At 65.8% G+C, this 20,635-nt stretch carries 25 protein-coding genes and 1 tRNA gene; 6 read left to right on the top strand and 20 right to left on the bottom strand.

The annotated features are described in order from the left end of the window. Nucleotides 1-81: 81 nt before the first annotated feature. Entirely contained in the window at nucleotides 82-537 is a 456-nt protein-coding gene (locus tag ABD928_RS12640) for a DUF4402 domain-containing protein (RefSeq protein WP_345169317.1), read from the top strand. A 373-nt stretch (nucleotides 538-910) separates the two neighbouring features. Here ABD928_RS12640 and ABD928_RS12635 read toward each other — a convergent pair whose 3' ends face one another. Then, nucleotides 911-1,186: a hypothetical protein gene (locus tag ABD928_RS12635; RefSeq protein WP_345169314.1), complete on the bottom strand. Its 276-nt coding sequence runs from the start codon at nucleotides 1,184-1,186 to the stop codon at nucleotides 911-913. Nucleotides 1,187-1,315: 129 nt separating this feature from the next. Between ABD928_RS12635 and ABD928_RS12630 the strand changes: the two genes are divergently transcribed. Further along, a complete protein-coding gene (locus ABD928_RS12630) occupies nucleotides 1,316-2,122 on the top strand; it encodes a COG4705 family protein (RefSeq protein ID WP_187714955.1) in 807 nt (268 codons plus the stop codon). On the opposite strand, the gene ABD928_RS12625 is transcribed toward ABD928_RS12630, so the two are convergent. The 10 genes from ABD928_RS12625 to ABD928_RS12580 all read right to left on the bottom strand — a co-directional run bounded on the left by ABD928_RS12625 (nucleotide 2,123) and on the right by ABD928_RS12580 (nucleotide 8,308). Continuing rightward, on the bottom strand, nucleotides 2,123-2,668 hold the full coding sequence (locus ABD928_RS12625) for a hypothetical protein (protein WP_187714956.1): 546 nt from the start codon (nucleotides 2,666-2,668) through the stop codon (nucleotides 2,123-2,125). A gap of 81 nt (nucleotides 2,669-2,749) precedes the next feature. Then, nucleotides 2,750-3,592: a hypothetical protein gene (locus ABD928_RS12620; RefSeq protein ID WP_187714957.1), complete on the bottom strand. Its 843-nt coding sequence runs from the start codon at nucleotides 3,590-3,592 to the stop codon at nucleotides 2,750-2,752. 129 nt (nucleotides 3,593-3,721) lie between these two features. Further along, nucleotides 3,722-4,345 carry a GTP cyclohydrolase I FolE gene (gene folE / locus ABD928_RS12615; protein WP_345169309.1) on the bottom strand — a complete coding sequence of 208 codons (624 nt, stop codon included), beginning with the start codon at nucleotides 4,343-4,345 and terminating at the stop codon, nucleotides 3,722-3,724. After that, nucleotides 4,342-5,664 (bottom strand): FAD/NAD(P)-binding protein, encoded by a 1,323-nt coding sequence (locus tag ABD928_RS12610; RefSeq protein WP_345169306.1) that lies wholly within the window; start codon nucleotides 5,662-5,664, stop codon nucleotides 4,342-4,344. Before ABD928_RS12610 ends, folE begins: the two co-directional genes overlap by 4 nt. Then, nucleotides 5,654-5,923, bottom strand: a complete 270-nt coding sequence (locus tag ABD928_RS12605; RefSeq protein WP_187714960.1) for a DUF6356 family protein — start codon at nucleotides 5,921-5,923, stop codon at nucleotides 5,654-5,656. The genes ABD928_RS12610 and ABD928_RS12605 overlap by 11 nt, the downstream gene beginning before the upstream one ends. Before the next feature lie 25 nt (nucleotides 5,924-5,948). Then, nucleotides 5,949-6,025, bottom strand: a tRNA-Arg gene (locus tag ABD928_RS12600). Nucleotides 6,026-6,060: 35 nt separating this feature from the next. Beyond that, the gene (locus tag ABD928_RS12595; protein ID WP_187714961.1) at nucleotides 6,061-6,477 is read right to left on the bottom strand and encodes a DUF1178 family protein; all 417 of its coding nucleotides are present in this window, start codon (nucleotides 6,475-6,477) and stop codon (nucleotides 6,061-6,063) included. Further along, complete coding sequence (locus ABD928_RS12590; protein WP_187714962.1) at nucleotides 6,474-7,301, bottom strand: carbon-nitrogen hydrolase family protein; 828 nt, start codon at nucleotides 7,299-7,301, stop codon at nucleotides 6,474-6,476. Before ABD928_RS12590 ends, ABD928_RS12595 begins: the two co-directional genes overlap by 4 nt. Next, nucleotides 7,301-7,558, bottom strand: a complete 258-nt coding sequence (gene grxC, locus ABD928_RS12585; protein ID WP_345169300.1) for a glutaredoxin 3 — start codon at nucleotides 7,556-7,558, stop codon at nucleotides 7,301-7,303. The genes ABD928_RS12590 and grxC overlap by 1 nt, the downstream gene beginning before the upstream one ends. A gap of 12 nt (nucleotides 7,559-7,570) precedes the next feature. Beyond that, nucleotides 7,571-8,308: a ComF family protein gene (locus tag ABD928_RS12580; RefSeq protein WP_345169297.1), complete on the bottom strand. Its 738-nt coding sequence runs from the start codon at nucleotides 8,306-8,308 to the stop codon at nucleotides 7,571-7,573. Between the two features lie 43 nt (nucleotides 8,309-8,351). Here ABD928_RS12580 and ABD928_RS12575 point away from each other — a divergent pair, with 43 nt between their 5' ends. After that, the gene (locus tag ABD928_RS12575) at nucleotides 8,352-9,101 is read left to right on the top strand and encodes a hypothetical protein (protein WP_345169294.1); all 750 of its coding nucleotides are present in this window, start codon (nucleotides 8,352-8,354) and stop codon (nucleotides 9,099-9,101) included. An 86-nt stretch (nucleotides 9,102-9,187) separates the two neighbouring features. Next, on the top strand, nucleotides 9,188-9,367 hold the full coding sequence (locus ABD928_RS12570; protein ID WP_223276420.1) for a Flp family type IVb pilin: 180 nt from the start codon (nucleotides 9,188-9,190) through the stop codon (nucleotides 9,365-9,367). Between the two features lie 25 nt (nucleotides 9,368-9,392). Here the strand turns inward: ABD928_RS12570 and ABD928_RS12565 are convergent, their stop codons facing one another. From ABD928_RS12565 to ABD928_RS12545, 5 genes are all read right to left on the bottom strand, one after another. Beyond that, entirely contained in the window at nucleotides 9,393-10,856 is a 1,464-nt protein-coding gene (locus ABD928_RS12565; protein WP_345169288.1) for a M48 family metalloprotease, read from the bottom strand. 85 nt (nucleotides 10,857-10,941) lie between these two features. Next, nucleotides 10,942-11,883: an acetyl-CoA carboxylase carboxyltransferase subunit alpha gene (locus tag ABD928_RS12560; RefSeq protein WP_187714968.1), complete on the bottom strand. Its 942-nt coding sequence runs from the start codon at nucleotides 11,881-11,883 to the stop codon at nucleotides 10,942-10,944. 34 nt (nucleotides 11,884-11,917) lie between these two features. After that, on the bottom strand, nucleotides 11,918-12,802 hold the full coding sequence (locus ABD928_RS12555; protein WP_345169285.1) for a tyrosine recombinase: 885 nt from the start codon (nucleotides 12,800-12,802) through the stop codon (nucleotides 11,918-11,920). A gap of 7 nt (nucleotides 12,803-12,809) precedes the next feature. Further along, nucleotides 12,810-14,576 (bottom strand): hypothetical protein, encoded by a 1,767-nt coding sequence (locus ABD928_RS12550; RefSeq protein ID WP_345169282.1) that lies wholly within the window; start codon nucleotides 14,574-14,576, stop codon nucleotides 12,810-12,812. Next, complete coding sequence (locus tag ABD928_RS12545) at nucleotides 14,566-14,703, bottom strand: hypothetical protein (RefSeq protein ID WP_223276421.1); 138 nt, start codon at nucleotides 14,701-14,703, stop codon at nucleotides 14,566-14,568. Before ABD928_RS12545 ends, ABD928_RS12550 begins: the two co-directional genes overlap by 11 nt. Nucleotides 14,704-14,778: 75 nt before the next feature. On the opposite strand from ABD928_RS12545, the gene ABD928_RS12540 reads away from it, so the two are divergent. Then, nucleotides 14,779-15,324 (top strand): shikimate kinase, encoded by a 546-nt coding sequence (locus ABD928_RS12540; RefSeq protein ID WP_345169277.1) that lies wholly within the window; start codon nucleotides 14,779-14,781, stop codon nucleotides 15,322-15,324. Here ABD928_RS12540 and ABD928_RS12535 read toward each other — a convergent pair. The 4 genes from ABD928_RS12535 to ABD928_RS12520 are packed head-to-tail and all read right to left on the bottom strand — an operon-like array spanning nucleotide 15,321 to nucleotide 19,364. Next, nucleotides 15,321-17,111, bottom strand: coding sequence for a cation:proton antiporter domain-containing protein (locus ABD928_RS12535; protein ID WP_345169273.1), 1,791 nt, complete (start codon nucleotides 17,109-17,111; stop codon nucleotides 15,321-15,323). The two genes, ABD928_RS12540 and ABD928_RS12535, sit on opposite strands and share 4 nt — an antisense overlap. Beyond that, a complete protein-coding gene (locus ABD928_RS12530; RefSeq protein ID WP_345169270.1) occupies nucleotides 17,108-17,533 on the bottom strand; it encodes an iron-sulfur cluster assembly scaffold protein in 426 nt (141 codons plus the stop codon). The genes ABD928_RS12535 and ABD928_RS12530 overlap by 4 nt, the downstream gene beginning before the upstream one ends. Then, entirely contained in the window at nucleotides 17,530-18,840 is a 1,311-nt protein-coding gene (cysS, locus tag ABD928_RS12525) for a cysteine--tRNA ligase (protein WP_345169267.1), read from the bottom strand. Before cysS ends, ABD928_RS12530 begins: the two co-directional genes overlap by 4 nt. After that, on the bottom strand, nucleotides 18,837-19,364 hold the full coding sequence (locus ABD928_RS12520) for a CvpA family protein (protein ID WP_345169264.1): 528 nt from the start codon (nucleotides 19,362-19,364) through the stop codon (nucleotides 18,837-18,839). The genes cysS and ABD928_RS12520 overlap by 4 nt, the downstream gene beginning before the upstream one ends. Before the next feature lie 151 nt (nucleotides 19,365-19,515). On the opposite strand from ABD928_RS12520, the gene ABD928_RS12515 reads away from it, so the two are divergent. Continuing rightward, nucleotides 19,516-20,262, top strand: coding sequence for a class I SAM-dependent methyltransferase (locus tag ABD928_RS12515; protein ID WP_345169261.1), 747 nt, complete (start codon nucleotides 19,516-19,518; stop codon nucleotides 20,260-20,262). Nucleotides 20,263-20,635: the final 373 nt, after the last annotated feature.

The raw sequence follows: 20,635 nt of genomic DNA, 5'->3' as shown, positions 1-20,635 counted from the left end.
CTTTGACTAGTCACGTGGCCCATGTGGGGGCGGGTGCTCATTCCAGGCGCGATCTTGTGTGCTGCGTTGGCATCGCCGGCCGTGGCCGCACCCGGCAGCGCGACCACGACGGTGACCGTGAAGGCATCCGTCGTGAAGCCTCTCGTTCTGACCGCCAAGCAGGACCTCGACCTCGGCACAATCGTCCTTAACAACGGCACCTGGTCGGGCGTAACCATCTCGGTCTCGCAGGCTGGCGTGCGCACGTGCGTCAGTGCCAACGTGACCTGCTCCGGCACGGCGCAGGCGGCGAAGTTCAACATCGTCGGAAGCAACAACAATGTCGCGCGCATCTCTGCGCCGAACGTGACGCTCGTCAATCAGGCGGACAGCACCAAGACGCTGGTGATGACGCTAAGCGCGCCGGCGACGGTTGCCATACCGAACTCCGGGCAGCCGGGGGTCGATTTCTCGGTCGGCGGGTCGATCACCGTGAATTCGACAACGACGGGTGGACTCTACAGCGGGACGATGAACGTCACCGTAGATTATCAGTAGGCCACGTTGGGTTGACTGAGGGTGACAGGAGACCTGTCGCCAGCAGGCTAAAGCCGCAACAGGTCTCCGCACTCCACTTGGAAACCGCCCCTGAGTTTGCGCATCGAAAGCGTGTTCCCGAGCCGGCCAATAGGTGAAGTCTAATTGACATCCTGCAAACAGGCACAGTTAACAAGACTTGACATCATGATGTGGGGCGCGCCGTCGCGGGAGGGATGAAGCGGCCCGGACGCGCGAGCGATCAGCGGGCCGCTTCCCCTCCGGCTTTATGGGCACGCGGCCGGAAGGGAGAATCGGCGCCGCCCTCCTGAGCCGGCGCCGATTCTCTCGAAGGCTCATACAGACTTTTGGCCGTAAGGAAGACTGCGAGATGTTAATTAACGCCGATCTTCGACTGCAGCCATTTACTCCCCGGCGAATCCTCGCTGCTGGCCGACCATTCGGACCCCGGCTGGATAGCGAAGACCGCGACCCGGTCGCCGCCGTCGACGACGTCTTCGAGCGCCGAGCGGACATAGCCGGCGCCTAGCGGCGTCTCGAGGAGCCATAACGAATCCAGGAGACGCACCGCGCCCCACGATTCAAGCGCCCCTTGGACGGGGTCGGCCGCGCTCCCATTCAGGTCGCAGCCGATCACGAGGTAGGCCATTCGGGCTCCACTATCATTCGGGCGATTCGGCGCGCGGAAGCTAATGGATGTTATTGATGAGTCCAGTGAAGAAGATGGTTTCCAAACTTGCCCTTCATCGGGAATAACCATGTCGAAGGGGGCTTCGCGATGAACGACGAGCAGGTCCGGCAAGCCGCGCTGGCCAAGGTTCCAGCGGTCACGTTGGGCTTCTGGATCATCAAGATTCTCGCCACCACATTGGGCGAAACCGCCGGCGATACCGTGACCATGTCGTGGCTCGGAGAAACGACCGACCACCCGGTACCCAACGGCTACCTGATCGGCACCGCAATCTTCGGAGCGTTGCTGCTGATCCTGGTCTGGGCGCAGATCCGGGCCAGGCGCTTCAATCCGTGGCTGTACTGGGCGACCATTGCCGCCTCGACAACGATGGGCACGACCCTTGCGGACTTCGCCGACCGTTCCCTCGGCGTCGGTTACCCAGGCGGATCACTGCTCCTGCTCGGCTGCGTGCTCCTCTCCCTGTTCGCCTGGCACCGCTCGCTCGGCACCGTCGACGTCAGCACCGTCGCCAGCCCAAAGGCCGAAGCCTTCTATTGGCTGACCATCACCTTCTCCCAGACGCTCGGCACCGCCCTTGGCGATTGGGCGGCGGACGGCGCGCTTGGCTACGCCGGCGGAGCGATCGTGTTCGGCGCCGCCTTGCTGGTGCTGGTCGCGCTCTATTACTGGACCAGCATTTCGCGTGTGCTGCTGTTCTGGGCAGCCTTCATTCTCACCCGCCCGCTCGGCGCTACCGTTGGCGACTTCCTCGACAAGCCGCTCGACGAGGGCGGGCTCGAGCTGAGCCGGGCGATGGCGTCCGCGGCATTGGCGATCGCAATCGTTGCGCTGATCTTCATCTTGCCGCAGCGACCGGGCGTTCACCCGGGTGACCGGGAGGTACGGACCTAGCTACCCGCGCCAGTCGCGCATGGCTTTGTCGTAATCTGCCTTCGCCCGGTCGCGCTTGCCGGAGAGCGCGTCGCGCTCGGCCTCATGCTTGCGCTGCATCTCCCGGCGCTTTCCTTCCAGCTCGCGGATCCGCTCGTCCAGCTCATTGATCTTCTTGCGCTGTTTCTTCTCCGCCTTCTCAAGCGCTTCCTCGGCCTCGTCGAGTGCGTCCCGGCTCGGCCGAGGTTTGAGCTTCGTCTTCGGTGCCGCCGGCTCCGAGCCTTTCTGCTTCGCTTTCGCCGTCGGAGTCGCCCGCTCCAGCGCTGCGAAATGCTCGTCAGTGCTGCCGCGGACGCGCTTGATCACTTTGCCCGGATTGGCGAGCGGCTCCTCCATCAAGGCAGGCTCCGTGACCTGCTCGGCGATCCCCTGCGCGAAGATATTGGAGTCCGCGCCCCACGCCTCCAGCGCCGCCTTCTGGCTTGGCGCCGCGACATAAGCGTCGTGGAAGCCGATCGGCGTCCGGAACACTTTCAGCTTTTGCTTGCGCTCAGGCGTCTTGGCCATGGTCGCTAAACGCCGTTCGCGCGGCTCGTCTCCATGAAAGCTGCCGGGCGGCTCTCCCCTCCGCCCGGCGCCTCCCCAAGCCTATTCGGACTTCGTCGACGTCCAGGTGGATTTCGATCCGTCGCGAGGATCGGTGCTAACGATCGCAACCGTCTTTCCGTCAGCACTGGGAATCGTGAGGACGATACCGACGACCTTGCCGCCGCGGCTGAAGGTTTCGCTAAGGCCGTTGGCGCCTTCGCGGGCGACCTTGACGGTAGTCCCACCGGTGTCGTTCGCGATCGGCACCTCAGGCCCGCCGATCTCGGCCGTGTAGGTCTGCCCGGCAACGCTCGACGTCACCTTGTTGCCTTCGACCTTGTACGTCGTGTTCAGCGCATCCTGCGTGTAGTCGCCGATGTGCTCCGGCTGCCATTGGCCGGAGATTGCGTGCGCTCCTTCAGGCGCCGGGCCCGCGCGCTTCAGCGTCGTCGAACCGTCGATCGGCGTGTTCGGCGTCGTTGCATCGTGGAACTTGTTGGTGAGCGTGTTGCCATCGGCCGACACAGTCAGCGTGTTCGTGGAAACTTCCGCGTCGCCTTTCTTGCGGTGGAACTCGACAGTCTTGTCGTCGACCGCCTTGATCGAGAGGCTGTCGTAGTAAGGCCGGTCGGCGACCGGATGGAACTGGCCGTCCGCCACTGCCGTGAGCGGCGGAATGCACGTGTTGCAGCTGTACTTGCCGTCCTTCAGCAGGAACTCATCCGGCTTCTGCTCGAACTTCAGGGTCGAAAGATCGGCCTTCCACGTGCCATCGATCGCGGAAAGGTCGCCGGCCGGCGCCGTGGCGGCGGCTTCGTTGTTCCCCGTGCTTTCCTGGGCCTTGCACGCGCCGAGCGACAGAATGAGCGCTGCGGCAATTGCGGTAGAAGTGGTCAGACGCATGAGAGTTCCCCCTATGCGAGGGGCGCGCCCCAATTGACCGCCGCCTCGGCTGGGCGGCCCCGTCTTACGACATGGGCGAGGTCGTCCGGGCGGGGACAGTAGGCGCGTTTAACGAAAAGTAAATCAGGGTTAGTACCCCATGAGTGCAAGCACCTCGCGCCTGCTCCGCTCGTCCGCGCGGAAGGTGCCCATCATCCGGCTGGTGGTCATCATTACGCCCGGCGTCTGCACTCCACGCGCCGTCATGCAGGCGTGGCTAGCCTCAATCACCACGGCGACGCCCTTGGGCTGAAGATGGTCCCAGATCGCATCGGCGACCTGCGCGGTCAGCCGTTCCTGAACCTGGAGCCGCCGCGCATAACCGTGAAGCACGCGAGCAAGCTTGCTGATGCCGACGACGCGGTCTCCCGGCAGATAGGCGATCGCCGCCTTGCCGATGATTGGCGCCATGTGATGCTCGCAGTGCGACTGGAACGGAATGTCCTTCAGCAGCACGATCTCGTCGTATCCGCCGACTTCCTCGAACGTCCGGCTGAGGTGGACGGCCGGGTCTTCCTCATAGCCGCGCGCATATTCCTTCCACGCCTTGGCGACGCGGCGCGGCGTATCGAGCAGGCCCTCGCGTTCCGGGTCGTCCCCGGCCCAGCGGATCAAGGTGCGGATCGCCTCGCTGACGTCCGCGGGGATCTCACGCGCAGGCGCGGACTCGACCAGATCGCCGTCGTCCGGCTCGCCATGTTCGACCACGCTCATCGACCCAACTCCGCTTCAATGTCGTCGGCGACGGCCGCCGCCTGGCCCCTGATATCGGGTACCGCAATCATTTCCCAATACCTCCCCTTGGTCAGGGGCCCCATTGCCCACGCGTTTTTCGCTCCGGCGATGCGCGAAAACTCATCGACGTCGAAGGCAATGCCCATCTCGTCCGGCCTTGCCAGGCCGTCGGCCAGCATGCCTTTCAGCAAAGGATCGCGGGTCCGGGCAATCGATCCGAGTGGTCCGGTGCAGTTGATCAGATACGCAAAGCGATCCTCCGCGACCTGGCTGCTGCCCCGCCGCCGGTAGTTGACGACCAGCCGGTCCTCTTCCTCGCGGATCGACTGAATGCGGCCGGCGAGGACGGTCAGCCGCCCCTCGGCGATCAGGCTCTGCAGGCGGGCGGCGACTTCCGGCGCGATGCGGTGCCGGTGGACGTCCCACCACGGACGTGCGTGCCGGGCGAAGCGCCTCTTCTCCTCGGGCGGAAGGGTCTGCCACAGCCGGTGGCTGTGCGGGCGCATTCCGTCCACCGCCGCACGCCAGCCGATCTCCGCGCCGCGCCGGCGAAGCCAACGCCACAGCGTCCGCACATTTCCGAACGGAATATCCTCGGCGTCGACGGGCGCAGGCGCAAAGCCCTCGGTATGCCCGCGCGGGATCAATCCGCGGCGCGACAGAGCGACGATCCGGCCGCCATGTCCGGCGGCGTCGAGAGAAAGGACGGCATCGACCATCGTGAGGCCGGTACCGAGAAGCATCACATCCCCACCGGATGACGCAAGGGCGGGGATCGCGGCGCGCGCTTCCGGACCCCAGGGATTGTCGATGACCCTGGCGCTCCCGCCGCCGAACGGCAGCTTCTCCGGCGGCTGGTTGCCGATCGCGAGGACCAGTCCGCGAGCGGCGATCCGGTCGCCATTGTCGAGCTGCACCGTCCAGCCGTCCTCGCTCGGCTCAGCCTCGGTCGCCTGCTTCTCGACCAGGCGCAGATGGCCACTTTCGAGCGCCTCGCCGAGGATTCCGCGCAGATAGGTTCCGAACTGCCGGCGCTGAACGAAGTCGCGCCCCGTAGCGCCTTCATCCTCAACCGCGCGGCGGAAATGCTCGAGGTCTTCGGGCCAGGCGCTCATTACGTCGGCCTGGATGTTGAGGACGTGGGCGGCATCTGACGTCGAATACGCGACGCCCTGCCCGGCCCGTCCGCTGCCGTCGATCAGGACGGCGTCGATCCCCTTGCGGGCGAGCTGCGCCGCGACCATGGTTCCCGAAAAGCCGCCACCGACAATCGCGACCGGCAAGCGGTCAAATTTCATAGTCGGGCCAGGCGTTCGGGTTCTTCGCGCCGGCCTTGCGCTTCACCATGTGATCGTGAAGCCGCATCACCGTTCGGCCCGCTGTCTCGGTGAACCAGCCCGGTACAATCGCGTGGACGATGCAGGCCGTGCCTGCACCGATCAGCTCGGCACCGATCCTGACCGCTCCAGCACCATGGCTGGCCCATGTCATCCCAAGCGCGCGCGGATGTGCCGTGAAGAGATTCCCGGTCCGCGTTTCCTGATGTTCTACAGCCATGTCCCCGTTCGGCTCTGAACCAAAATGGTGGCCCCGGCAGGACTCGAACCTGCGACCTGCGGTTTAGGAAACCGTCGCTCTATCCTGCTGAGCTACGGAGCCTCCGAGCGCCGGAATAGGCATCCGGCGCGGCTTTATCAATTCACTTGGCCGGGCGGCACGACGGGAAGCGGCAGCGGCAGGATCGGCACGCCTTCCTCGACCAGCGACTTGGCCTCCTCGGCACTCGCCTGGCCGTGTACCGGCCGCTTTTCCATCTCGCCGAGATGCATCGCCCGCGCCGTATCCGGCAGGTCAGCGCCGACCCATTCTGAGTTGCTGAGCATCTTCGCTTGCAGCGCCGCGACTTCGCCGATCACATCCTTGACGTCCGCAAAAGAACCGTCGGAGCGGCTGACACGCGGAGCCATCGGCGCCTTCGCAACCTTGGCGGAGCCGCAATAGGGACATTGCACCAGCCCGCGCCGCGCCTGCTGCGCGTAATCTTCGCTGGAATCGAACCATCCTTCGAACGTGGCGCAACCTTCATCGCAGCGAAGGTCGAAGACGATCATCGCGAGACCGCTTCGCCGATCGAGCGGCGATGGCTGAGTGCCGGGACCCGGCTGCGAACGTCGGTGATCCGGCTGAGGTCGATGTCGACGGTCTTCACGGCACTTCCCTCGCCCATGTCCAGCACCACTTCGCCCCACGGATCGACGACCAGGGAATGGCCGTAGGTCGTGCGCCCATCCTCATGATGACCCGACTGCGCTGCAGCCACGATGAACAGGCCCGCCTCGATCGCACGAGCGCGCAGAAGCACTTCCCAGTGCGCCCTGCCCGTCGGGACCGTGAACGCGGCCGGCACCGCGATGACGTCCGCATTGGCTTCGGCAAGGGCCGCGAAGAGCGCAGGGAACCGCAGGTCGTAGCAGATGGTCAGGCCCAGCTTCCCGACCGGGGTCCCGTCGACGATCACGACTTCGCTGCCGTGCCGGTAGACGTTGCTTTCCCGCCAGCTTTCGCCGGACGGCAAGTCGACGTCGAACAGGTGAATCTTGTCGTAGCGCGCCCGCACTTCGCCGCGCGGATCGATGACAAAGGCGCGATTGGCGAACTGGCGGCCCTCGGTGCGCACTGCGAGCGAACCGATATGCACCCAGATGCCATGCTTGGCCGCCGCTTCCCTCGTCGCGGCGAGAACCTCGTCATTATCCTCGAGCCGGACGTTATGTGCCGCTCTTTCCTTGTCGCGATCGAGGAGACCGGACATTTCCGGCGTGAACAGCATCGCCGCGCCGCTCTCCGCGGCCGTCGCCACCGCCTCGACCATGCGCGAAGCGCTGGCGGCGGGATCGACGCCCGTCTGCGACTGGAAGAGTGCGATCTTGACCATCACGCCGCCAGTAATTGCTCCAGCTTGCCCTCGCGGTCCAGCGCGTAGAGTTCGTCGCACCCGCCGATGTGCTGGCCGTCGATGAAAATCTGCGGCACCGTCGTTCGCCCGTGGGCGCGCTGGATCATCTCCTCGCGCAGGGGGCTGCCCCACTTCAGCTCGTAAGCCTCATAGTCGACGCCCTTGGCGTCGAGCAGCTGCTGTGCCCTGAAGCAAAATCCGCACGTCGACTTCACGTAAATCTCCACCCGGGCCAATCTCTTCGCTCCTCATTCGGTCACTTGCATCGGCTTGATCACTCGCGCCCAGCTCACCAGCTCTACGCGGTCGGCACCGGCCCGCTGAAGCGCCTTGGCGCAGGCGTTGGCGGTGCTCCCCGTCGTCAGGACGTCATCGACGAGAACGACCGCGCGCCCCTGAAGCTCCGCCGCTTTGTTCACTGCAAACGCGCCCGCGACCACGTTGCGGCGCTGGTTCAGGCTCGTTCCCTTCAGCGCCGGAGTCCGTTTCACCCGGCGCAGGATGTACGGGTCCGCGCGAAGGCCGGTCGCCCGCGCAAGCTCGTTCGCAACAAGCGCCGACTGGTTGAACCCGCGCTGCCACAGCCGCGCGCGATGGAGCGGCACAGGCACGAGGATCGCCCGCTCGTCGCGCCGGACCAGCGGCGCCATGTAGCGCGCCATCGTCCGCGCAAGCGCCACCTTGCGCCCGTACTTGAGACGAATGGCAATACTCCGCGACAGGTCGTCATAGGCGACGGCCGAGCGCGTGCGCCGGATGCGCGGCGGCTTGGCGATGCAAGCGCCGCATTCCTCGGCATCGGTGGCTTCCAGCGGCATTCCGCAGGTCAAGCAGCCGCTCTCGCCGAGGAACTCGACCTTGGTCCAGCAGTCGGGACAAAAGCTGTGCACCTCATCGACGATCAGTCCGCAACCCCCGCATCGCGGTGGGAGCGCGAAGTCGAGCACTTCCCTCCACGCCGATCGAATGATCCGTCCCGCCTCCACTCAATCCTTGTCGCCGCTCCGCCGCCGCCGCACAAGCGCCTCGATGACGAATGCGCTGTTCGATGAGGGACTTGGCGAACTTCGCCGCCAGCGCGCGCTGAAGCGCGGCCCGGAGCTGTTCCTGCACGAGCGCGCGTTCGAGGATATTCTCGACCGCCTCAGCCTGATCCAGCGGCGCTTTCGCTCGGCCCTGCTGGTGAGCACATTCGACCCTCGATGGTCGCAGAAGCTCGGTTCGTATGCGGACACGGTCGAGGTTATCGCCCCGCAGGACATCGCAGGCATCGAACCCGGCGCCTACGACCTCGTCATCGCCCTCGGCTGGCTCGACACGGCCAATGATCTCCCGCGTGCGCTCCTGACGATGTGCTTTGCGCTTCAGGACGACTCCCTGTTCATCGGCGCGCTGTCCGGCGGCGACACTCTCCCGGCGCTTCGATCTGCCATGCGTTCCGCCGACGAGCGGATGGGCGGCGCAACGCCGCATGCACACCCCCGGGTCGAGGCAGCGCCGTTCACGGCGCTCCTCACCTCGGCCGGTTTCGCAATGCCGGTCGTCGATGTCGATCGCGTGATGGTCAGCTACAAGTCACTTGCCGACCTCGTTCGCGACCTCCGCTCCATGGGCGCCACCAATGTCCTCAAATCCCGGTCCCGGCAGCCTTTGTCGCGGGCGGCTGCCGAGGCGGCGGCCGCGCAGTTTCAATCGGCTGCGCAAGGCGGCCGGGTGAAGGAGACTTTCGAGATCCTTCACTTCGCCGCCTGGACGCCTCCGGCCGGCGGCCATGGATGAAGCTCCATTAACCTCTGCATCGCATCAGTTGTTAACCCGTAACAGTGTAAGCCCGCTTCCGTGGACGTGGACCAGAGGAGGGTGGCGTGGACGCTATCCGAAGGAATTTTCGCCGGTTGCGCACCGACCAGAAGGGCGCAACGGCGATCGAATACGGACTAATCGCTGCGCTCATCGTCATTGCGATGATGGGCGGGCTTCGCGCCATGGGCGGCGGAGCAGGCGGCATGTGGACCAACATCTCACAGGCCGTTCAGAACTCTTAAGGGACCCCAGTTCGGCGCGCCGCGTTCAGGCGCGCCGGGACCCGTAAACGACCAGTTTCACCTTCTGACCCGGCACGAGCCTCGAGTTCGCGGCCAGGTTGTTCAGCGACAGGAACCGATCGAGCTGGAAGGTCCGATAGGCCATCCGGCTCGCAAGCGCTTGTACGGTATCCCCGGGCTTCACCGTCTCGACGTGGATAACGCGCGGGCGGATCTGTGCCGCCTCGTTCGGCCCTAGCCGGCGGATCGATTCCACCATCGGCACGAACTGCGCAAAGCCGGTGCCGCCCCGTGTGATCATCACGAAGTGATACACCGTGTTCGGGCTCCACTGGTAGGCGAAGACGCTTACGTCCACCCTTCCTGACCGCGTGTAGGCTTGAGCGGTCGTGTAGGCGGCGGGAATGCCGTTGACGCTCGTCCTTCTCGCGGGCGGCACCGACATCCGCACTTGGCCGCCGCCAAGGGCCTGCAACAGCTGGCCGATATAGTTCTCGAGGCTGCCGTCGTAGCGCCCGCCGCTGAACTGCGCCTTCCCGGCCGAACCGCTGATCGAGACTTCGGTCGTACCGTTCTGCATCAGGTAGCCCTGCGGCACCGCGAAATAGATCCGCAGGTCGGGATGGGTAAAAGTGCGGCCGTCGATGATGCCCTGCGCTGGATCGTCATCGACGAACACGCCTTCGAGCTGGTTGAGAAACAGGTCGCGGTTCTTCTGCCCCGTGCCAATGCGCCCAGTCTGGCGAGCCTCCAGGGAGGCGCGCTGAACCCGGTTCTCGCTGAGCGGATGGGTGCTCGCCCATTCCGGCGTCTGGCGGCTGTCCTGCCCCTGCACGCGGGCTTCCAGCGCCGTCGCCCGGGTGATCGCGGCCAGGACACCGGCGGCGCCGGCCGGGTCGTATCCCGCATTGACGAGATAACGTAGGCCAAGCGTATCGGCCTGATATTCCTGGTCGCGCGAGAAACTGAGCGTGGCCATCTGCGACCGGGTGGTCGCCATCTGCGCCACTGCATTGCCGAACCCGCCGCCGATGACGCTGCCGAGGATCGCGCCCAACACGCCCATCACGCTGCTGCGCTGGGCATAATTCTCGCGTGCCTGCTGGTGATTGGCGGCGACGTGGCCGACCTCATGGCCCAGCGCGAAGGCCAGCTGGGACTCATCGTCCATCAGCGCCATCAGCTGCCGGGTGATGTAGACGTAGCCGCCCGGCGTCGCGAAGGCGTTTTCGACCGCCGAGTTGAGCACGGTGAAACGGTATGCGTTGGGTGCAACGCCGGAATAGGACGCGACCCGCCGTCCGACGGAATCGACGTAGGAAGCGCGCTGACCCGTCTCGGCTCCCCCGAACTCGTCCACCAGCTTGGGATGTTCCTGCTGGCTTTCCTGGACGTATCGCGGCGGCAGCACCCGGCCGGGGACTTGCGCATAAATGATGGAGCTGGCGGCAAGCGCCGCGCCGCCGAGAAGAAAAAAGGCCTTACGCATGGTCTCTCTCTTGTTTCGCTACGGGGCCGTAACTGAACCCTTGCGACCTTGAACGAGAGATGAAGTCAGGCGGTTCCTGTGGCGCCTAGGCCATCGCGAGGTACTTGGCGCGCCTTTGCCGCAACAGGTCCTCGCCGCCGAGCTCACCGCAGCCCTTCAGTTCCTCGAGGATCGCGTCCTTCAGATTGGCGATCGCTTCCTCTGGATCGCGGTGCGCTCCACCCAGCGGCTCCGGCACGATGCGGTCGACGACGCCGAGCGCCTGCTGGTCCTGCGCCGTAATCTTCATCGCCTCGGCAGCATCGGCAGCCTTGTCGGCCGTGCGCCACAGGATGGAGGCGCAGCCTTCGGGCGAAATCACTGAATAGACCGCATGTTCGAACATCAGCACGCGGTTGGCCGCGGCAATGGCGACCGCTCCGCCGCTGCCGCCTTCACCGACGATCACCGCAACGACCGGAACCTTCAGCGAAAGGCATTCCTCGGTCGAACGGGCGATGGCTTCCGCCTGCCCGCGCTCCTCGGCCTGCACGCCCGGAAACGCGCCGGGAGTGTCGACCAGGCTGACGACGGGCAACCCGAACCGGTCGGCGAGGCGCATCAGGCGGATGGCTTTGCGATAGCCTTCCGGCTTCGCCATCCCGAAATTGTGCTTGAGCCGCGAGGCGGTGTCGTCGCCCTTTTCATGGCCGATCAGAACGACCTTGTGACCGCCGATGGTGGCGAGGCCGCCGACGATCGCCGGATCGTCCGCGAAGCCGCGATCGCCGGCGAGCGGTACGAAGTCCTCGGCGAGGCCCGCGACATAGTCCTTGAAGTGCGGCCGTTCCGGATGGCGGGCGACCTGCGCCTTCTGCCACGGCGTCAGCTTGGCATAAGTGTCGCACAGGAGCTTGGCCGCCTTGGCTTCGAGCTTCTCGATCTCCGGATCGATATCGATCTCGCCATTGGTGGCCGTGTCTTTCAGCTCGGCAACGCGGGTCTCGAGCTCGGCAATCGGCTTTTCGAAATCTAGGTACGTCTGCATTGGCCGCGCGGGGTACGGCGGCCTGACGTGCGCGTCAACGACGGTCGGCCAGCGGATGCCGCGTGTTGACCAGCTCGATCAGGCGCGCGCTGTCGACGTGGGTATAGATCTGCGTCGTCGCAATGTCGGCATGGCCGAGCAGCGACTGGACCACGCGAAGGTCTGCTCCCCCCGACAGCAAGTGCGTCGCGAAGGCATGGCGGAGGACGTGCGGGCTGATCCGTTCCGGCGGGATGCCGGCGTCGGCGGCCATGGCCCGCACGATCTGGTAAAGGCGAATGCGGCTGAGGTGCGACTTGCCGCTGGGGAACAGCCACAGGGAAGCCGACGGCACTTCCGCGCGCCATTTCTCGACCGCCTGCTCCGCACGGCCGGAGATCGGTACCAGCCGCTCCTTGGAGCCTTTGCCCCTGAGGATCAGGAATGGCTGGCCGACGCGGAGCGCACCACGGGGCAAGCTCACCAGCTCGGTCGCTCGCAGTCCGGAACCGTAGAGCAGTTCCAGCAAAGCGAGGTTGCGAACGGCGAGATGCTCGCCGCTGGACGCGCGGTCCTCGGCCGCTTCGAACAGACGGGAGACCTCGTCGGAATCGAGAATCTTCGGCAGCGGACGCTCGAATGCCGGACGCGGTAGGGCGGCGGAGGGGTCGTCTTTGCGAAGGCCTTCGTCGAACAGGAAACCGTAGAAGCGTCGAAGCGCCGCCGACCGCCGAGCCACAGTCGATGGCGCAAGGTCGCTCCACGCCTTGCCGAGGCCCGACAGACCATCGCTGTTGGCGCTGCCGAGAACGCCGCCGAGCGAATCCGCCGTGCGTTCGAGGTCGGTGCGATAGGCTGCCAGCGTATTCTTCGACGCACCCGCCTCCGCCGCCATCATGTCCAGGAAGCGGTCGACGAGCGCTTTGTCGTCGAGGTTCACGCCGGCATCACGTGCGCGCGAGAGCTTCCGCGGCGATCATTCGCGCAATGTAGTCCTGACCGGTCCGCTTGAGGGCGGCGATCGAGTGGTAGACGTGCGCGGGCGGAAGACCGTCGAACGTCGGCGACTGGAATCCGGTGCCGGTGAGCACCAGCACGGTTCCCGCCTGCCCGAGCGCCGCGGCGCGATCGATCATCCGGGTCCACGGCGAGCGTCGGTCGAGACGAAGGCCCGAGCGTCCGCTGATCCGACCCGCGGTCTCCTGATCGATGCGGCCGAGCCCGGCGAGCCCCGCGACGAGCAAGGCGCTGCGCTTCTTTCCCTCGCTATTGTCGCGATCGATGAACGAATTGATCCGCCCGGCGCTGACGTCGATGCCGGCTCCGTCGGGAGCGCCAAGCGCGAGCATGGCCCAGACCTGGTCGGCATATTGATCGTCCATCTGGCTGGCGGCCTGGCTCCATCGCGCGGCCTGCCTGTCGAAGCCGGCGGCGAGCATCGACGCGACCAGATTGGGCGCATCGGCCTGGAGCGCCTTGTCCGGCTCGATCAGGGTCGCGGCCCGACCAAGCGTCGCCCGCGCGGCCTCCAACTCGAGGTAGTCCTTGTCGCTGCCCCACAGCTTGCGCATCGCCGCGAGCTTGGTCTCGACGTCCTTGCCGACGAAAGCCTGACGCAACTGCCAGGCGTCCGTGCCCGGTAGATCGTCAGGGCCGGTCGAATCGTAAATCATCGAATACAGGTCGGCCATCGCCTGCGACGAAAAGACGCCGAGCCCAGCGGCGATCTGCGCCGACGCCAGCCGGTCGGAAGGCGCGATCACCGGAGCGGCGGCCTGCCACGCGCGCATCTGGGAGGGCGCGGCGGCGATCAGGCGATCCGGGAACGTCATCCCCGTCGCAGTGGCAAGGCCGAACCGCCACGTGTCGAGGCGGTCGACCGGGTCCCACTTGATATCGACAGCCCGGTTGGTGTTCCCGCCAGCGCCGACCACCTTCTCGGCGAGTTCGAGGTCGATCCCGGTCATCCGGCCACGACGGCGCGCCGCGTCCACCTGCGCTGCGGCCTGTTCGGGCTCTCCCGCCATCGCCGCACACATTGCGTCGACGACCTGGAAAATCTTGGGATCGGCCTTCTGGATGCCGTCCTGGAGTGGGCACAGCGCGGCAGGGTCGGCATTGGCGAGAGCGCCCTCGACCCCGACCTGGAACATGCGCGGCGTGAACCGGTCGACGTCCACATTGGCGATGATCATCCGCCCGGCATCGGCCTCGCCCATGCGCAGCAGCAGCCAGGCACGCTCGGCGGCCCAGTCGACCGGATTGACGTTTCGCGGCGCGACGGCACGCGCCAGCAATGCGTTGCGAAGCGCGATATGCGCCCAGCGCGATGCGACCGGCGTGCCCATGCGTCGCATCAGGCTGGCCAGGAACGCGCCGCTGGCTCCTTTCCACGGACTTGCGCCAAGGCCCAGGTCGACGGGATCGAGACGCCCGACCAGGCGAGAATCGCGCCTTGCGAAACCGGGCATCTCGACCGGCGTCGGCGGAGGTTGATCCGCCGCTTCCTCCGTATCCAGTTCGACAACGCCCGTTTCGCTTTCGCCAACCCCTTCCGCCGGCGGAGCGCTTGGCGTCGGGCTGGTTGGTGCTGGCTGTGCCGGGGCCGCTGGCGTGGGCGGAGCCGCGCTGTTGGTCGGCGCAGCGATTTGCGCGACCGCCGGAATGGCGATCGCGGCGACGGCTACCGCTGCAAGCAGTCGGCTATTGCGCATTGGCAGGCCGGTTGACCTCGACCTCGATGGTGCGGGTCGGCTGCTCGCCGGCCTGGCGCGAGAAGAAGAACAGCAGGCCCAGCAGGACAAGGACCAGCAACAGGATAACGATTACAGCTCGCGGCATTGGCACTCGCGTCGGTTGGAAATACGGAACGCGACCGCTTTTGCCGCCGCGTCCGCTCGCTGTATAGCCCCGCCGGTGGGAAAGCTGACAGACCGTCTTGATCGACCGATCGTTCTCGTTGGCCTGATGGGCGCGGGGAAGTCGACTGTCGGACGTCGGCTGGCGAAGCGGCTCGGCCTTCCCTTCATCGACACCGACAGCGCGATCGCCGATGCCGCTGGCTATACCGCTGCGGAAATCTTCGAACGCTACGGCGAGGCCGACTTCCGCGACGGCGAGCGCCGGCTGGTCGCAAGGCTGGTCGACGGCGAGGTTCGAGTGATTGCGACCGGCGGCGGCGTCTTCGTCGATCCCCGCACGCGGCAACTTCTCATCGAGCGTTCGATCACCATCTGGCTCGACGCTCCGGTCGAGGTGCTCGCGGACCGCACCGCACGACGCGACACGCGGCCGCTGCTGAGGAACGGTGATCCCAAGGAAACGCTGGAGCGGCTCGCCAAGGACCGGGGACCTTCCTACGCGGAGGCGCATATCCGTGTGACCAGCGGCCAGGGCGCCCACGGCGATGTCGTCGAGTCCATTGTCGTGGCGCTCGAATCGCACCTCGACGGCCCGGCCTAGGCCGGGCTCTTCGCCTCGTCCTCCAGGGGGCGGTCGACCCCGAAGCTGCGGTCGAACTTGGCGTGGAGGTCGCCCGTCACCGTTTGCGCATCGAGCCGTTCGAGGTCCCGCTGGCGGTATTCGCGCTCGACCCGTTCGGCTTCGCGCTGCGCGATGCCGAGCTTGATCAGTGCCTGCCGGCCCATGACAACCGCGCTTTCGTAGAGCTCGCGCTCGCAGACAGCGAGCTCGAGCCCGGAGAATTCGATCACCTGAAGCCGGTCATACACGCGGGCCATGACCGCCACCTGCGGGAAGGTGTTGAACACCGCCTCCAGCTTCTCACGCGTCAGTTCGCGCGGGGTCTGGCAGAACAGGATGCCCTCGGCGGTGTCGGCGCCAGCGGTGCGCAACAGGTCCACGCGGGTTCCATCGCCGTAATAGACCTTGGTGCCGAATTCCTCGCTGAGCTCGATCTGCGATGGCTTGCTGTCGATGATCGTGACCGGGATGCGCTTGGCCATCAGCATTTGCGCGACGGTCTGGCCGAAGCGGCCGTAGCCGACGACAATGACATTGGTCTCGGGCGAGAACTCGGGTCCGTCGAGATCGGATGCCGGTTCGGGAATCCGCCGGAGGACCCACTCGACTACCTGCATCAGGAACGGCGTCGAGACCATGGTCAGGGTGACGACGGCACTGAACAGCGACGCGGCCTCCGGCGTGATCAGCTGCGCGCTCGCCGCCTGGCCGAACAGCACGAAGCCGAATTCGCCCGCCTGGCTGAGCAACAGGCCGAGCCAGATCGCCCGCCCTTTCTTCATCCCGAACATGAACGCGAGGCCGGCAATCAGCACCGCCTTCACGACGATGATCCCGACCGCGAGGCCGAACACCAGCTCCGGCCGGGCGGCGACGGCGTTGAAGTCGATCAGCATTCCGACCGAGAGGAAGAACAGGCCGAGCAGGATCGAGCGAAACGGCTCGACGTCGCTTTCGAGCTCGTGCCGATACGGTGATTCCGCAAGCATCACGCCGGCGATGAAGGCGCCAAGAGCCGTCGACAAATGCAGCGAATGCATGAGCGCGGCGCTGGCGATGACCGCGAACAGCCCAGCGACGATGAACAATTCGCGCTCGCCGAAGCGGCCGATCAGCCGGAACAACGGATTGAGAATGAAGCGGCCGACGAGGACCAGGCCGACGATCGCCCCCACCGTGTAGAGCGCGAGCATCCCGCCCGACGGCGCGGTCGGATCGACCGGCGCCCGCGACATGGCCGCGATGATGGTGATCATCGGGACGATCGACAGGTCCTGGAACAGCAGGACCGAGAAGGCCCGCTCCCCGCGCGGATGGTTGAGCTGGCCGGTCGACCGCAGCATCGGCAGCACCTGCGCCGTCGACGACAGGCCCAGCGGCAGGCCGATGGCGATGCTCGCTTCCCAGCTGAAGCCGAGCGCGAAGCGGATCAGCAGCGCGAGTGCCAGGCCGCAGACCATGACCTGCAACAGGCCAAGCCCGAAAATGTCCTTGCGCAATCGCCACAGCCGGCTCGGGTTCAGCTCCAGGCCAACGAGGAACAGCAGGAGCGCGATGCCGATTTCCGACACCGCCATGATCGAGTCCGCCTCGCCGATCAGGCCGAGCGCGTTGGGGCCGATGATCGCACCGGCGACGATATAGCCGAGCGTCGCACCAAGCCCGAGCTTGCGAAACAGGGTGACGAAGAACAAGGCCGCGCCGAGCATCAGCGCGCCGTCGAACAGCAGGTTGCTGGTGACGACCTCGGGCGCGGTGCCGGTCATGCGTGAGCGCTCTTCATGGCGGCGGCGAGAGCCTTGAACGGCAGAAGGATCGCGCCGTGACGCGACTTGCGCGAACGGGCGGGTGCGAGCGCCGACAGGTTCGGCCAGGTTCCGGCATCGTCGCGATCGCCGCCAAGCCACGCTTCGAGAGCGTTGGCGGCTTCGGAGATGTCTTCGAACGAGCGGCCGACCGCGCCTGCCGCAAGCAAGGAGGCCGAAGCCTGCCCGAACGCGCAGGCATGGACTTCCTGCGAGAGCGCTTCGATCCTGCCGTCATCGCCCAGCTTCACGACCGCGCGGATCGTGCTTCCGCAGATTGGAGAACGCTGCTCGGCGCTTCCGTCGATCCGGTCGAGCGTCATCGGCCCAGGCAGCGAAGCCGCAAGCCGCAGGATCTCGGTCGTGTACAGCGGCGCGTTCATTCCCTTCGCCACGTAGTGCCCGCAGCCGTATCCTCCAAGACAATACCCTCGGCCTTTAGCTCGTCGCGGATGCGGTCGGCGGTGGCGAAGTCGCGGTTTTTCTTCGCTTCCGCGCGCTTTGCGATGCGGGCGTCAACGTCCGACGCATCTCCGCCGCCGCGAAACCATTCCTCTTCCGAGCTTTGGAGCAAGCCGAGCAAGTTCGCGCTGGCTCTCAAGACCGACGGATCCTCGATCGCCGAAAGACGCGACATCGCCAGCGGTGTGTTGAGATCGTCGGAAAGCGCCTCGATCACGCCCGGGTCGATCTCTCCCGCCTCCGCATCGCCGCCAGCGCGATAAAGGCGGTCGAGCGTCGCCTTCGCCTGTGCGATCAGGTCGTCCGTCCACGCCAGCGGCTGCCGGTAATGCGCCGACAGCAATGCCAGCCGCAGCGTCTCGCCGCGGTGCCCCTGTTCGAGCAGCTCCGCCGGCGTGACGACATTGCCGAGCGACTTCGACATCTTCTCCGACCCCATGTCGACGAAGCCGTTGTGCACCCAGTAGCGCGCGAGCGGCAGGCCGTGGTGGGCACAGCGGCTCTGGGCGATCTCGTTCTCGTGGTGCGGGAAGATGAGGTCGAGCCCGCCACCGTGGATGTCGATGGTCTCGCCGAGGTGCCGCTCGATCATCGCCGAGCATTCGACGTGCCAGCCTGGGCGGCCCCTGCCCCACGGCGATTTCCAGCCGATGACGCCCTCGCCGCTTGGCTTCCACAGCACGAAGTCGGCGGGGTCGCGCTTGTAGGGGGCGACCTCGACCCGCGCGCCGGCGACCATCGCGTCGCGGTCGCGCTTGCTAAGCGCACCATAGTCGGGATCGCTCGGGACGGAGAACAGCACGTGGCCCTCCGCGGCGTAGGCATTGGCGCGCTCGATCAGCCGCTCAATCATTGCGACCATCGCCGGGATTTCCTGCGTCGCATGCGGGGCGATGTCCGGCGGGGTCACGCCAAGCGCACCCATGTCGTCGAGGTAAAAGCGCTCATACCGCTCGGTGATGACGGACGGATCGACCCCTTCCGCCTCGGCCGCGGCGATGATCTTGTCATCGACGTCGGTGACATTGCGGGCATAGACTAGGCTGTTCGGTCCGAACTCATGCCGGATCAGCCGCGCCAGCGTGTCGAAGATAACCGGCGGCCGCGCATTGCCGATATGCGCGCGGCCATAGACCGTCGGCCCGCACACATACATGGTGATCCGCTGCGGATTGAACGGCACAAACGGCCGCTTCTCGCGGGTCATCGTGTCATGCAGGCGGATCAATTCTGGTCTTCCTTCTGGAGTTCGTGGCTCCCCTTCCGCCGCGCCTCGACCCAGTCGACGACGGCGCGGCCGCTGGCGTTGAGGAGAGGATAGGTGCGGGCGTTGCGCATCCAATCGGGGCGGGGCTCCTCCGGGCCGTAGGTCAAATCGGTGGCGAGGTTCGCCAGCAGGAAGAACAAGGTCACCGCAAGCAGGCCCTTGAGCAGGCCGAACCCGCCGCCCAGCACGCGGTCGAAGGGGCCGAGCATCGACGTCCGCGTCTTCTTGCCGATCGACCGCGCCAGTAACTTCATGAACAGGAAGCTCGGCAGGAACAGGATGATGAAGGCGAGCACCGCGGCGGCCGTCGCCGAATCCACCGCCTCGGTCAGCGACACGGTGATCGGAGTATGGAACAGGCGCAGCATGACGATCGCCACCACCCAGGCGAGCAGCGACAGCATTTCGTGCACCAGCCCGCGGACGAAGCCGATCACGGCTCCGCCGCCAAGCAGGACGATGACGAAGATGTCGAGCGCACTCATTTTGCGAGGCGCTAGCCTGTTCTTTTCGTCATTGCGAGCGGAGCGAAGCAATCCAGCGGCGATCTGGATTGCCGCGTCGCCTTCGGCTCCTCGCAATGACGGAACGATGGCGCTTGCGCCGGCGGCACGGTTCGGCTGATGTGGCCCGCGAATGCTAAGTACCGACAAGGCGTGGGAGAAGTTCGGGCGCGAGAACCCTTATTACGGAGTGCTCGCCGAGGAGCGCTTCACCGCGCCGCAGATCGGGGACAACCGCGATGCGTTCTTCGAATCCGGCCGCGCCTTCGTCGCCGGGCTGCTGCGGCGGTACGAAAGCCATTTCGGCGCCGTGCCGCGTGGGTCGGCGCTCGACCATGGCTGCGGCGTCGGTCGCCTGACCCTGCCGCTGGGGGCCGGGTTCGAGCAGGTGACCGGGCTCGACGTTTCGCCCTCCATGCTCGCCGAGGCGAAGGCCAATGCCGAGCGGCTCGACGTTGCGAATGTCGAGTTCGAACTGGCCGACGACCGGCTCTCGAATGCGGCCGGCCAGTTCGACTTCGTCAACAGCTACATCACGCTGCAGCACATCCCCGTGCGGCGCGGGCTTTCGATCCTGGCGCGGCTGGTGGAGCGGGTGCGTCCGGGCGGCGGAATCCACGTGCATGTGTCGATCCGCACCGACGGGCTCCCCTCACGCGCCTTGTGGTGGGCGAGCCATCACATCCCCGGCGTGAAGATCTGGCAGAACATCTGCGCCGGCCGGCGGTGGAATGCGCCCGCGATGCAGATGAACGACTATCCGATGAGCGAGGTCATCGTCGCGCTGGCAAGCGGCGGCGTGAGCGAATTCCTGGTTGCGACAGAGCAGCACGCGAAGTTTCTAACGGTCAGCGTGATCGGGAAGCGACGAGAGGCTTAATAGTAGCTTCAAACCAAGGCGCGCATCCTACTTTCCGGGACCAGATGTGCCTTCGCGCCGCATCACCCAAGCCTTATAATAGAGGTACCCGTGGGAAGTGCCGATGAGGCCCACGGCCAGAATGAACAAAGCTACCCCGATCGACTGCTCCGAGAACTGTTTGCCAAACCAAAACAAGACGCAGCCTGCGATCGTTGCCACCAGCCTCGGAAACATCGTCTCCCTGTAGGTGAAACTAGGACTCGTTCCCCGGAAAGTGCGCTGCCAGTTCCCAACCGACCAAAAGACAGACCAGTCCCAGAGCAGGGCTACAAGTACAGTCGTCGCTAACCCCAAAAGCATGTTGCGTGCCTAGCAGCGAACTGTCCGCTTT

This window comes from Sphingomonas daechungensis (genome assembly GCF_039543105.1).
Taxonomy (GTDB): Bacteria; Pseudomonadota; Alphaproteobacteria; order Sphingomonadales; family Sphingomonadaceae; genus Sphingomicrobium; species Sphingomicrobium daechungense.
The sequence above is the reverse complement of the archived record's forward strand: the minus strand, read 5'-3'. Positions and strand labels throughout refer to the sequence as shown.